Source organism: Methylobacterium sp. AC690 (assembly GCF_979256535.1).
In genome coordinates, this window is record NZ_CEEDOX010000008.1 from 221,515 (window position 1) to 234,546 (window position 13,032).

Consider the following 13,032-nt stretch of genomic DNA (forward strand, 5'->3'; position numbering starts at 1 on the left):
GTCGGTCTTTCCTTGAAGCTGCCGGGTTCGGCCTCGCTGCGCTACGGGGTGCCTCCGGATGTCAGTGAGCTCGTCGCGTGGGTCGCCAGCCATTGCCTCCCCGTCCTGGCGCGATGCGACCTCTCGTCGTTCTCGCTCTGGCCTGCCTTCCTGCCGCGCTCGCCAGCGCGACGGTTCGTGCGCAGGCGACTGATGAGGTCACAGCCGAACGCCTGCTGCGCGAGGGAACCGCGGCACGCCAGAGCGGACGGGTGGACGAGGCGATTACGGCTCTCGATCGCGCCGCCGCGCTGAAGCCCGGCGATGGCGATACGCAGCTTCAGCTCGGCCTATCGCTGTTCGCCAAGGGACGCTTCGACGAGGCGGGGCTTGCGTTCCGCAAGATCCTGTCCGCGACACCAGACTACGACGAGGCCCGTGCCGGCCTGATTCGCGTCTGCCTCGCCACGAAGGATTTCGAAGGCGCCGCGCGGGAGCTGATCATGCTCAAGAAGCGCTCGCCCGACGATCCCGATGTGAAGATCCTCGAAGCCCAACTGGCGTCCGCACGCGAGCCGGCTGCGGAGAGAGCGGAGCCGGGGTTGCGCTCGACGGTGGAGAAGCCGCCCAGCTCCGATCGGGCCGGCACAGAAAGGCGGCGGCTCTTCGTCGAGGGCCAGGCGGCCCGCAAGGCCGGCCGGTTCGACGTGGCCATCGCGCGGCTCGCACAGGTCGTCGCTCTCGATCCCAACGACGTCGACGCGCAGGTTGAGCTCGGTCTCGCACTGATGCCACGCCAGCGCTTCGCTGAGGCACGGGGGGCCTTCGCGAAGGCTCTCGCACGCGCACCGACCTACGGTGACGCCCGGCTCGGCCTCGCCCGCATCGCCTTCTACGAGAAGCGGCCTGCCGAGGCGGCACGCGAGGTCGGCATCCTGCTCGCCCGCGAGCCGCGGAATCGGGAGGCTCTGGCGCTTCGGGCGCAGATCGCCCGCGCGGCCGCGGGCCTGGAAGCGGCGGCCGAGAAGGCGCGTCTGGACCGCGAGACGCAGCGGATCGCACTAGTCCGCAAGCAGGCTCAGGCTGCCGAGCAGCGCAGCGCCGAGCAGGCCAAGGCCCTGCGCAAGGCGGGTCGGTTTGAGGCCGCGGAGGCAATCTACCGGACCCTTCTGCGGGCTCACCCGCGCGATGCCGACCTTCTCGTCTCGGCAGGCTCGATGGCCGCCTTTCAAGGCAAGACCCGGTTCGCCGACGCGCGGCGTGACTTCGAGACGGCTGAATTCATCAACCCGAATTCCGACGATGCGATCCTAGGACTGGCCCGGGTCGATCTCTATGAATCCAAGCTCGATGACGCTGAACCGCGCATCGCCCGCATCCTCGCCCAACAACCAGCGAACACCGAAGCGCAGGCCCTCTCGGCCCGCGTGACCCTCGCCCGCGGGGAGCCGGCCGAGGCCGAGGCAATCTTCCGGCAGCTGCGAACCCGCCTGCCGGAGGACACCGATATCCTGCTCGGCCTCGGCGACTCCCTTCGCGGCACGATGCAGGACGACGAGGCCCGTGCCCTCTATCGCGAAGCCGCCGCGGTCGATTCGGCCTCGGCCGAAATTGAGGCCCGCATCGCCCAGGCCATCCGCCCGCGCTGGCGGCTCGACCTCGATGGCTCAGTGAGCAGCCTAACCCGGAACGGCAGCGACTGGCAGGAGGGCAGCGCACGGCTCGGCTACGCCCTCAGCGAGCGCACGCTGATCACGGGTGGCATCGAGGTGACGAACCGCTTCAAGATCCTCAATACGCTGATCGATGTCCGGATCGACCATCGCTGGTCTGACTCGTGGACGAGCTACCTTCGCCTCGGCGGGTCGCCCGACGCGGTTTATCGTCCGATCTACTTCACCGAGGCCGGCGGAACCTACCGCGTGTCGCAGGGCAGCGGTGCCTTCGGCGCGACGTTGCTGACCCTGGATTCTGGGTACGCCAAGTACACCGCCACCGAGGTCGAGACCGCGAGCCCAGGGGTCCAGCAGTATTTCCTCGACGGCCGCCTCTGGGTTTCCGGCAAGGTCATCGGCACGCTGGCCACCTCACGCGTCGCTGAGCGGGGCTCGGACGGCTTTTCCTTCGTGCGCGACCGCCTCGACAAATTCGGCGGCTACTCGGTGCGGGTCGATAGCCAGCCCACCGAGCGCCTGACCCTGTTCGTCGGCTGGGCCGACGCACCGGACACCTCGGACGGCCGCGTCATTCCGACAAAGGCTGTCTATGGCGGCGGCATCTATGCGCTGACCGACATGCTGAGCCTCAAACTCTCGGCGGCGCACGAGGATCGGGTCAAATCCTACGACCGCACCAGCGTGAATGCTGGCCTGACCACCCGCTTCTGATGGCTCGAAGCGTTTCCTTCCGCGCGGGTGCGGCGCTCCGCCATGCCCGGGCTCCTTACGAAGGCGCAACGTATCCGTGCCACGGTCGCGGCATCGACCCCGCTGGACCGGCATCGTGTTCCTGACTCTCATCTGGCAGATTTCTGTCGGTCTCGCAGCCGTCTCGGTTGTGACGATGATGGGTCTCATCTTCGTCCGCCTGCGCGACGTCAGCCGCGTCCGCAACGAGGCCCAGCGGCGCGAGGCACTCCTCGCCGAGATGCTCGAATGGACCGAGACCGACGATTCCGGGCAGGCCCAGACCATTACGAAGGCTCTCGCGCAGGACCAGACGCTGGGGACCAATCTCCTCATCGAGGTCTTCGAGATCGTGCGCGGAGAGGGGCAGGAGCGTCTGGCGGCCCTGGCCGAGACCGCCGGCATCGGCGATCGCCTGCGGCGCGACCTCTTCAGCAGTGCGGTCCGTAACCGCCTCGCCGCCGCCGAGGGCCTCGCCTGGTTCCCCTCCACGGCCACCTCGGAAGCTTTGGGCAAGGCCGTCCTCGACCCGAACGACGATGTCAGCTTCACGGCGGCGACGACCCTGTCGGCCCAGGGTAGCGACCTGATGTTCGACGAGGCGCTTATCGCCCGCCTCGCCCGCGTGAACAGCTCTCGCCGCATCGAACGCGTCCTGGCCCAGTTCGCCCAGACGCGACCCGATGCCCTGCTCGACCTCGTGGTCGATCCCGACCGCAGTTTGCGCATCCGAACCGCCGGTCTCGACGCCCTGACACAGACCGGCATCGAGGGCATGCTCGAACTGATCCTGTCCCTGGAGCACGCGCCCTCGACGGACATGCGCGTCGCCGTCGCGCGCAATCTCGGCACGCTCGGGCATCCCGAAGGCCACGGCACCATCGCGCGCTACCTGTCCGACGAGCGCTGGGAGGTTCGCTGCAAGGCGGCCGAGTCGGTCGGACGCCTCGGCCTGATCGATCTCGGGCCGCAGCTCTGCGACCTCCTCCTCGACGAGAACTGGTGGGTCCGCCACCGTGCCGGCGAGGCGATGGCCAAGCTCGGCGATGCCGGGATCAGCGCCCTGCAGGAGATCGTGGCACTCGCGGGCGAGACCGCCCTCGGACACACGGCCGAGCACGTCCTCGCCGAAGTCAAACGGAGCGCCTGATGGACCTCGCCGGCATTGACTTCGACATGAGCACGGTCGTCGCGTCGACCTTGGAGATTTTGCTTCTAATAGTGATCGGCACCGGGTTGCTTCAGAACGCCCTCTACGTCCTGCAACTCGCCCTAGCCATGCAGGAGTTGGCGACGCAGCGGCCGGAGAAGCGCGCGAGCCTGCTGTGGCGGCGCTACGCGGACATCAGCCCGCCGATCTCCCTGCTGGTTCCCGCCTTCAACGAGGAACTGTCGATCGTGGATTCCCTGCGCTCGATGCTGGCGCTTAATTATCCGGATTTCGAGGTCATCGCCGTCAACGACGGCTCCAAGGACGGCACCCTGCAGGCGATGATCACGGGTTTCGACCTGAAGCCGATCCTGCGCCACTATACCGAGGTCGTCCGCCATGAACCGGTGCGCGGGCTCTACGGCTCGCCTCAGTATCCGCACCTCCTCGTGGTCGACAAGGGCAACGGCGGCAAATCCGACGCGCTGAATGCGGGCATCAACCTGTCCCGGTTTCCGATCTTCTGTGCCGTGGACGCCGATTCCATCCTGGAAAGCGACGCGCTGCTGCGGGCCGTGCAGCCTTTCATCGATGATCCTGCGCGGACGGTGGCTGTCGGCGGGACGATTCGCATCGCCAACGGCTGCCGGATCGAGCGCGGACAGATGCTGTCTTTCGGACTGCCGCGCAATCTCCTTGCCCTGTTCCAGACCATCGAGTACCTGCGCGCCTTCCTGATGGCGCGCCTGGCCTGGAGCCGTCTGCGGACCCTGACCATCATCTCGGGGGCTTTCGGGCTCTTCAAGCGCCAGACCGCGATCGAGGTCGGCGGCTACAGCCATCGCACCGTCGGCGAGGACATGGAGCTCGTCGTCAAGATTCACCGCCACCTGCGCGACCGCCGGCAGGACTACCAGATCGTCTTCGTGCCCGAGCCGGTGTGCTGGACCGAGGCGCCGGAGTCCTGGCGGGTGCTCGGACGCCAGCGCAGCCGCTGGCAGCGCGGGGCGCTCGAGACCTTCTTCCGGCACCGCGACATGCTGTTCCGCCCACGCTACGGCCGCATCGGCCTCCTCGGCTTCGGCCATGTCCTCGTAGTCGACGTCCTGGGACCTCCTATCGAAGTGCTCGGTTACCTCTTGGTGCCGATGCTGTGGATGCTCGGTCTCCTGTCGGTGGATTACCTCCTCGCCTTCCTGGCCCTGACCTTTGTGTTCGGGATCTTCGTCAGCGTCGCATCGCTGATCCTCGAGGAGATCGAACTGCAGCGGGTGCCACGCGTCATGGATCTGCTTCTGTTGACGGGAATCGCGGTTCTCGAAAACTTCGGCTACCGGCAGATCTCCAATCTCTGGCGGCTGCGCGGCATGTGGCAGTTTCTGCGCGGCGCTCAGGGCTGGGGCGTGATGAGCCGCGTCGGTTTCCGCAACACCTGACCCGAAGCATCCGACATGTGCGAAGAAGCGAATCCGCGGGCGGGCTAGTCTAAAAAATTTGAGAAAACGTGCAGAGCTCTCGTGGTGGCGAGAAAGCAAGCTCGCAACGGTTAAGACGTGAGACTATTGGCGCTCGATCGGCGACGCCTTCGGCTAACGCGAAACTGTGTGAATTTATTTTAATTTAACGACCCACACCCTAACTTTGCCCCTGAACGGCCACCTCGTTGTCTAGCAACGACAAAGGCTTGGATCGGATGCGTCAACGCTCACTCTCTCGATCAATCCCAAGCGGCGAAGGGCCCTCGAATGACCCGGCGATCGATCGCTTGGATCGGATCTGCAGGATTGCTGCGGAGACATTCCGACCGGCTGTCCTCCGACTGATCTTCCACGATCCGGCGTGGTGCCATCTCGAGTTTCGGGAGGAAACCGCTTGCCCGGAAACGAAAGCCGAGCGAGCGGTCTGCGGGCGCATGCGTACGCACGGAATGCCGGAGCGCTGGACGCCGCTTTCCTACACGCGACCCGGAGAGGTCGAGACCGTGCTGATGGGCTGCGCACCCGTCGTCACGCCGGGCGGTGCGCCAGTCGGTAGCCTGTGCCTGTTCGACCCCGCCCGCCGGCCGCTCGCGATGAACGCAGCGCAGCGTCTGTCTGACCTAGCCGGACTGATCTCCGAATGGCCAGACCCGCCGCCCGCTGCGTCGCTGGAAGCTCAGGCGTGGGACATCGACGCGATTGCCACGACCCTCAACGGCGTCGGCGCGAACGCAGCCTTCCACGCCGCGGTTCAGGCCCCATTCGATCCGATGGCACCCGATTTCCCGGCACGTTTCCTTGCCGAGTCGATCGAGCCTCAACCTCCGCACTTCGTCGCGTTGCCGGAGGAAGTCCACGACCTTTCCGCATGGGCGGAGCGCGAGCGCCAGATCGACCACATGGCCCATCACGATGGCCTCACAGGGCTGATGAACCGGGATCGCTTCCATGCCTGCCTGACCGAGCGTCTCGATCGCCTCGAACGCGACAGTGTCACCTTCGCGCTGCTGTACCTCGATCTTGACCGCCTCGCGGTGATCAATGAGACCCTCGGACATCGCGTCGGCGACGCCGTGCTTGTCGAAGTGGCGGACCGCCTCCGGGCAGCCTTGCGTGTAGAGGACGTCGTCGGCCGAATCGGAGGCGACGAATTCGCGATCCTGCAGATCGGGGCGGCCAGCCAGCCCGCGAGCTCGGCAGCCCTCGCCCAGCGCTTGATCGACGCCGTCACCGGTCCGGCATGGATCCTGGGGAACCTCGTCGATATCGGAATCAGTATCGGCATTGTGGTGGCGCCCACCGACGGGCAAGACAGTCAGCTGATCCTGAAGCGGGCCGCCCTGGCTCTCCGCCGCGCCAAGGCCGACGGCCGAAACACCCGGCGGTACTACGAGCCGGTGATGGATGCGGCGGCGGAAGCCCGGCGCAACCTTGAGATCGACTTGCGGGGAGCCCTCTCGCGCGGCGAGTTCGAAGTCTACTACCAGCCGCTGGTGGAGGCGCGGAGCGGACGGCCGACCGGAGCCGAGGCGCTGGTCCGCTGGCGTCACCCCCGCAACGGCCTCGTGTCTCCCGCCGACTTCATCGCCCTTGCGGAAGAGACCGGCCTCATCGTCCAACTCGGTGAATGGGTGCTGCGTCAGGCTTGCCGCGACGCGGCCGAGTGGCCCGCCGACCTGCGGATTGCGGTGAACATCTCGGCAGTTCAGTTCCGGCAGGCCCGGTTCGTCGAAGTGGTAATGCACGCCCTGGCGGAGACTGGCCTTCCGCCGGAACGCCTGGAACTCGAGATCACCGAAACCGTGCTCATGAAGAGCCTGCCCCCGGTGGTCGAGGCCCTGCACCTGCTGCGCCGCCTCGGCGTCCGGATCTCCCTCGACGACTTCGGCACCGGCTATTCCAGCCTCTCGTATCTCAGGACCTTCCCGTTCGATAAGCTCAAGATCGATCAGTCGTTCGTACAGGATCTCGGCGATCCGGCCACGGTCTCGATCCTGCAGGCGATGATCGCGCTCGGCCACGGTCTCGGCATGAGCGTGACCGCCGAAGGCGTCGAAACGGAAGCCCAGCGCACGGCCGTCCTGGGCTTCGGGTGCACTCACCTCCAAGGCTACCTGTTCGGCCGTCCTCGATCGAAGGACGACTTCGTCCGGGAGCACCTCTCCGGACGCAACCAGCGCGCGGACTGACAGGTCCGCGCAGGGTTGCTAGTCTGCCGTCAGGCTGCAGGGCCTCGGTAGCATCCGCGGCGCCTGGCAGAGCAACACGTCGGTCCGGGAAGGATTCCGTTCCCCGACCGGATTCATCAGGGCCGCAGAAGCGCGGCGACGGGAGCCGGCTCCGATGTCACGAGACGGGACGACCTGATGTCGAGGCTCTCCGAGCAGCGGCCACTACAGCAACGCGCGACGCTTGCCCTTTATCTCGGCACCGCTGCAGTTGCGATCCTCTCGATGGGAGCAGCGCACTTCGCGAATGCGGCAGCGTTGACGGCGCAGCACGACACGCTCGCGCTCCTCGACCTCGTGCGTGAGCAGCAGGGGCTTGCCCAGCGGATCACCGTCCTGTCGGCACGCGGCACCGAGGGGGACCCGGCCTCGGAGTTCCAGCGCGGGCAGATCACCCACCGGTTCGCGCGCAACCACGACTCGCTGCGTCAGGCCGTTCCGGAATTCGGTGTCTCGGCATCCACCGCCGCGGCGTTCCGAACCCTCTACGCAGAGGGCGATCGTCCGCTCGCAACCGACGTTCAGACGTTTCTCAACCTGGTCAGGGCCAGCGATACCGGTGCGCAGAAGGACCGGGGCGGCGAAGCCCGGATGATCGCAGAGTTCGCCGGAGAGACCTTTCCGAGCCGCCTCGATGCGCTCGCCAAGGCTTTCCTGCGGACCAATACCGGGCGCGTGGACACTCTCCGCCTGACCGGCACAGTTCTCACCGGCCTCGGCCTGTTCAGCCTCCTGGTCCAGGGCCTGTCGGTGGCTTGGCCGCTGTGGCGCCGGCTCGGTCGCCACGACGAGACGGTCTCCGCGATTGGCATAACGGACCCGGTCACCGGAGCGCTCACGGCGCAGAGCTTCGCGACGCTGGCCGTGGGCGAGATCCGGCGCGCAAGGCGCTATCGCAGACCGGTTTCGGTGATGACCATCGCCACGACCCTTCCAATGGGTACGATCGACGCGCAGGTGCTGCGAACCCTGTACGGCCACCTGTCCGAGACGCTGAGGCCGAGCGACCTCATCGGCTTCAGCGATGGGGGCAGCTTCTCGGTGATCCTGCCCGAGACCGACGTCTACGCCGCGGAACTCGCCGGCCAACGGATCCTTCGTGAGCTCGACCGGCGGCCGATCTCGGTGCACGGCCAGGAGGCGGGGGTCGAAGTCCGGATCGGGGCGGCCCAGGTGCGCGCCGATGAAGGCTCCCCGGATGTCCCGCTGGCGCGCGCAGCGGCGGCCCTCCAGGAGGCGCGTTCAACCGGCGGAGACCGAGTCGCGCTGAGCGCCCAGCGCGAGCCGCGATCCGCGGCGGTCTAGGGACGCCATCAGCACGAGCGATCCGCTCTGCGCGCGGCTGCGCTTCCGGCGCAGAACGCCCGGTCAGACGGCGATCTGAAGGGGTTCCCCAATCACCTCGACAGGATGCGCCTGCGCGAAGCTGCGGCATCCTGCGATCGCGCGTGCAGCCTGGGTGCGGCAATGCCGGATCGGCTCTGCGAGGTCTTCACCGGCCCGGTGATGCTTCTCGACCGCCTGGCAGGCGCCCGACAGGGCCGTGAACCCGAGCATGCCGGACTGTGAGATCAGGGTGTGGTTGTCGGCCATCAGGGCATCCGTGATGGCGAGCGTCCCGGCCGGAGGGTAGATCGCATCGATCCGAACCCGAAGCTCTTCGAGCCAGGCCAGGACTTGGTCGAGGCCGGCCAGAGCGACCAGATCGTCGAGGATGCCCGGATCGGGCGCCGCATCCGAAGCGTCCGGCTCTATGACGGCAGGCGCCGGTTCAGCCTCAGTGCCGCTGTCACAGCAGCGCTCGATGGCCTCGAGGAGATCGATGCGACGGAAAGGCTTGCCCACGTGGCTGTCCATCCCGGCCGCCCGCAGCGCCTTGACCTGATCCGAAAGCACGTTCGCCGTGAGTGCGATGATGGGGATGCGGGAGCGCGGCGCGGGCAGCGCGCGGATCTCGGCCGTGGCCGTCAGTCCGTCCATGATCGGCATCTGAACGTCCATGAGCACGACCTCATAATCGCCGGTCTGCACAGCCCTGACGGCGGACGCGCCGTCGCCGACGATGTCGACGCTGTGGCCGGACGCCTCGAGGATGATGCGCACGATCTCCTGGTTGGCCGGCAGATCCTCGGCCAGGAGCAGGCGGCGTGGTCGCACCGGCGCGCGCATCACCGGCTCCGGCCCGACCAGAGTGGCGGCATCCGCCAAGCCGAGGGACAGGGTGAAGGCGAAGGTCGAGCCCTTCCAGGCTTCGCTCGATACGGCGATCTCGCTGCCCATGAGGCCGACGAGGCGCTGGGAGATGGCGAGGCCGAGGCCGGTCCCGCCGAACTCCCGACGGATCGAACCGTCGACTTGGCTGAAGCGCTTGAAGAGTCGGTCGATCTTCTCCGGCGGGATGCCGATGCCCGTATCCGTCACGGCGACACCGATGCTCTCGACCGTGTCCGTCTGCTCGAGGAGGGTGAGCGTCAGGGTGACGGAGCCCTCACGGGTGAACTTGACGGCATTGTTGATAAGGTTGAGCAGGACCTGGCGCAGGCGATCCTCGTCTCCCACGTGGCAGGGCGAGAGCCTCGGATCGATCGCGACGGCGAGGTCCAGCCCCTTCTCCTCGGCGAGGGGCGAGACGATCATGCGGACGTTGTCGGCCAGTCTCTGGATCAGAAAGGGGCGCGGCTCCAGCTCGATGGCGCCGGACTCGATTTTGGAGAAATCGAGGACGTCGTTGACGACGGTGAGCAGGGCGTTGCCGGAGCTCTGGATCATCCGGATCTGGCGAGCCAGATCGGGCGCGAGGTCAGTGCGGTGAAGGATGATGCCGGTGAACCCGATCACCGCATTGAGCGGCGTGCGGATCTCATGGCTCATCGAGGCCAGGAAGGCGCTCTTGGCTTCGCTGGCGGCCTTGGCTTCCTTCGTCAGCCGATGCGCTTCTTCCGTCGCCGTGCGCTCCGCTTCCGCCCGCGCGTGTTCCACGGAGCGGTCGCGGATGATGCACAGGACGCGCTCGACATGGTTGTGGCCGTCGTGCATGAAGCTCACGAGCAGGCTGAGCCACTGGCCGGGTCCATCCTTGGCAGGACAGAAGATCTCGATTTCGACTACGGGCTCCTCACATGCCTGCAGCATGGCAGCCTGGAGATCGTCCACACTGGTTCTTGGGAACAGCGAGAAAAGCCGGCGGCCGACCAGAGCCGTCGGACCAGGCGCGTTGTGAATCCAGTGGGCGCTGCGACTGGCGAACTCGACCTGCCCATCTGGGCCTACCACCAGGATCACGTCCGGGCTGTTCTCCATGATCTTTTGCGTGAGGACAGAGGCCTCGCGGAGTGCCGCGGTCCGCTCCTCCACGCGATGCTCAAGAGCCCGGTTGCTCGACTCCAGCGCTCTGTCCCGGGCAGTCAGGTCCGAGATCAGGCGTTCGAGAGACGAGCTCAGCGCGTTCGCCTCTCTGTAACCGCCAGCCGGCACCTCCGTACTCCGGTCGCCGAGGCGATGATTCTGGGCGAAGGTCACAAGGGCGAGGAGCGGGCGCGTCGTCTTCCGTGCGATCAGAAAGCCGAGGAGCCCGAACGGAACAGTCAGACCGATCCCCCAGAGCAGAATTGCCTCCCTGACATTCGACACTGGCGCCAGAGCAGTCCGCGTGGGCTGACGGATCACAACCGTCCAATCCATTCCTGCGTAGTCCCCCGAACCGACTGAGCGGCTCGCCGCGACCAGGAACGACTGGTCATCCCCGAAGGTGACCACCGGAGCGGCGCCGATCCGCGCTGCGGCGGCCCGTTCGATGGCCTCGACGACATCCGCCGGCAGTTGCCGGCCCATGATGTCCGGCGGTCCCAGCAGAACCTCGCCGTCCCTGCGCAAGATTAGGCCTTCGATGCCCTTTCGCCGTTCCTGTAACCGCTCCAGGATCGAACTTTCGATCCGTCGTGCCCAGCTCCAACTCATGTGCCCGCCGAGGACACCTACGAGGCGCCCATCGAGGTCACGGACCGCGGCGGAGACGTCTACGAAGCGCAGTGGCTCGCCATTCGGGAGCGGCGCCAGTTTTTGGGCCAGCAGCACGGCTTCATGAACGTCACCAGCATACGGTCGCGACAGCGCTTCGCGAAACCACGGGCGTTCCGCAACGCTCCGGCCTTCGAGCAAGCCGGCCGAGCTTGCCATGACGAACCCGCGCGCGTCGGCCATTCCCAGCCATGCGTATTCTTTGTGTTCCGCCTGGACCGTGTCGATCCACTGGCGCCAAGTCGTTGGAGTTGCAGAGACGCTCCGCCCCATCGTCGCGAGGGTCCGAACGAGCAGGAGATTGTCGTGCATGACGGCGTCGAGCCGGTCGCGCAGGTTGTCAGCATAGCTCGACAGCTCGTGTCCGATCTGGTCACGCAGCTCAGCGGCCGCAATGCGCTCGGCCGTGAAACTTACGCTGAAGGTCAGGGCGAGTGCGAGCACGCCGAAGACGGATGCGAGCAGCACCCGCAAGCTGATTGAACGCGGTCGCAAGCGAATCTTCCCAAGATCGATCGCCCGCAGTCAGACACGATAAGTCTTAGCTTTGTGCTACGCGGTCTTGCACTCTGCCGCGAACGTCCGCACGTCGCAGACCCCAGCCGTCGATCGCATCATGACACGAAGACCGGAACGTACAAATTTAAGTATTACGCCTAGAACAATCGGTGCGTGTCCAGCAGTTTCGAGCTTTGCAAATCGCTCATCCGAAAATGCACGACACTCAGCGCTGCCGGCTTAACGCAGCATAGACGTTTGATCAGCATATCTGGGTCGCGCTGAGTCGGACTCCTGCTTGTTCGCTCGCAGCTAGGTTTGGAGACCTAAAATGGCCGCTGCTCCCCTCGTCGTTGTTGCCGACGACGATACTATCACACGCTCGATCATCAACCTGAAGCTGAAGAGCCGGGGATACAATGTGATCACGGCCTCCGACGGCACGGAGGCCCTACGGGTGATCGAGGCAGAATTGCCGGAACTCGTAGTGCTCGATGCGATGATGCCCGGCATCAACGGATTTGAACTTCTGCGGCTGATCAAGGCAGCGCCTAAGACTGCAAACACGCTCGTGGTCATGCTTACCTCGCGGAAACTGGAGCAGGATATCGTTGGCGCTCTAAACGCCGGCGCGAGCGACTATCTTGTGAAACCATTCATCCCCGAGGAGCTTGCCGTGCGGATTGCACGCTTGCTGCCTGCTAGTAGAATAAATTGACTAAATTACCGTTTTGAACCTCAGTTCGGCTTAGGCGTATTTTGTTTCGATGCCAAATTTAACTAGATCTGAGGCGTGAATAATAACATTTTAAATGGCCGATCAAGTGTCGCTTGAATCGGTTATATAGTTAATGGGGCCGCTTGGAACCCGCGCAGAGCAAAGAAACAAATTAATAACACTTAGGATCATAACCTACAGCGGAAAAATTCTACTTAAAACACGCTCTGGCGGCAGGTGAAGCTGCGTGATGTTATCGTCGGTGCGATAGGGACGGGCAGTATCGCGCCTCCAAGCAGGGAGCCACCACCTTGTTCGACGGAGTGACGAACGGCTGGCGCTTTCTGGCTTACGGCACCGATACCCTGGTCCAGGTGCTGAAGTGCCGCGACAGGTTCATTCTCGACAACCTGAACGTCCACAAGGTGGCTGGCGTGCGGAAAGCAACGAGGCGGTCGGCGCGCTTCTGCTGTACCTCCCGGTGTGTATCGGCGTGGAAAAAGGACCCGGCTGAGGGGCTGATCGGCGTCCAATAGGGACCCACCCGCTCCCGTGCATC

8 protein-coding genes and 1 pseudogene are annotated in these 13,032 nt (G+C 65.5%); 8 read left to right on the plus strand and 1 reads right to left on the minus strand.

Annotated features, from left to right (window positions below; translation table 11 throughout):
• Window positions 1–113 precede the first annotated feature (113 nt).
• The 5 genes from AC0IY1_RS11850 to AC0IY1_RS11870 all read left to right on the plus strand — a co-directional run bounded on the left by AC0IY1_RS11850 (window position 114) and on the right by AC0IY1_RS11870 (window position 8,545).
• Window positions 114–2,366, plus strand: a complete 2,253-nt coding sequence (locus AC0IY1_RS11850) for a tetratricopeptide repeat protein (protein WP_471769722.1) — start codon at window positions 114–116, stop codon at window positions 2,364–2,366.
• 115 nt (window positions 2,367–2,481) lie between these two features.
• Entirely contained in the window at window positions 2,482–3,534 is a 1,053-nt protein-coding gene (locus AC0IY1_RS11855; RefSeq protein ID WP_471769724.1) for a HEAT repeat domain-containing protein, read from the plus strand.
• On the plus strand, window positions 3,534–4,970 hold the full coding sequence (locus AC0IY1_RS11860) for a glycosyltransferase family 2 protein (protein ID WP_471769726.1): 1,437 nt from the start codon (window positions 3,534–3,536) through the stop codon (window positions 4,968–4,970). The genes AC0IY1_RS11855 and AC0IY1_RS11860 overlap by 1 nt, the downstream gene beginning before the upstream one ends.
• Window positions 4,971–5,461: 491 nt before the next feature.
• Window positions 5,462–7,201: a putative bifunctional diguanylate cyclase/phosphodiesterase gene (locus AC0IY1_RS11865; protein ID WP_471769727.1), complete on the plus strand. Its 1,740-nt coding sequence runs from the start codon at window positions 5,462–5,464 to the stop codon at window positions 7,199–7,201.
• A gap of 177 nt (window positions 7,202–7,378) precedes the next feature.
• Entirely contained in the window at window positions 7,379–8,545 is a 1,167-nt protein-coding gene (locus AC0IY1_RS11870) for a GGDEF domain-containing protein (protein WP_471769729.1), read from the plus strand.
• A 63-nt stretch (window positions 8,546–8,608) separates the two neighbouring features.
• Here AC0IY1_RS11870 and AC0IY1_RS11875 read toward each other — a convergent pair whose 3' ends face one another.
• Entirely contained in the window at window positions 8,609–11,113 is a 2,505-nt protein-coding gene (locus AC0IY1_RS11875; RefSeq protein WP_471769731.1) for an ATP-binding protein, read from the minus strand.
• 84 nt (window positions 11,114–11,197) lie between these two features.
• On the opposite strand from AC0IY1_RS11875, the gene AC0IY1_RS11880 reads away from it, so the two are divergent.
• The 3 genes and pseudogenes from AC0IY1_RS11880 to AC0IY1_RS11890 all read left to right on the plus strand — a co-directional run.
• Window positions 11,198–11,740 (plus strand): hypothetical protein, encoded by a 543-nt coding sequence (locus tag AC0IY1_RS11880; protein ID WP_471769733.1) that lies wholly within the window; start codon window positions 11,198–11,200, stop codon window positions 11,738–11,740.
• Window positions 11,741–12,086: 346 nt separating this feature from the next.
• The gene (locus AC0IY1_RS11885) at window positions 12,087–12,473 is read left to right on the plus strand and encodes a response regulator (protein WP_471769735.1); all 387 of its coding nucleotides are present in this window, start codon (window positions 12,087–12,089) and stop codon (window positions 12,471–12,473) included.
• 284 nt (window positions 12,474–12,757) lie between these two features.
• Window positions 12,758–12,954 (plus strand): annotated as a pseudogene (locus AC0IY1_RS11890) (IS630 family transposase); the annotation flags it as partial.
• Window positions 12,955–13,032 lie beyond the last annotated feature (78 nt).

What these genes read in the sequence shown, in the direction of transcription:
- AC0IY1_RS11850 (WP_471769722.1), top strand. Translation starts at nt 114, where the DNA reads ATGCGACCTCTCGTCGTTCTCGCTCTGGCCTGCCTTCCTGCCGCGCTC.
- AC0IY1_RS11860 (WP_471769726.1), top strand. Translation starts at nt 3,534, where the DNA reads ATGGACCTCGCCGGCATTGACTTCGACATGAGCACGGTCGTCGCGTCG.
- AC0IY1_RS11865 (WP_471769727.1), top strand. Translation starts at nt 5,462, where the DNA reads ATGCCGGAGCGCTGGACGCCGCTTTCCTACACGCGACCCGGAGAGGTC.
- AC0IY1_RS11870 (WP_471769729.1), top strand. Translation starts at nt 7,379, where the DNA reads ATGTCGAGGCTCTCCGAGCAGCGGCCACTACAGCAACGCGCGACGCTT.
- AC0IY1_RS11885 (WP_471769735.1), top strand. Translation starts at nt 12,087, where the DNA reads ATGGCCGCTGCTCCCCTCGTCGTTGTTGCCGACGACGATACTATCACA.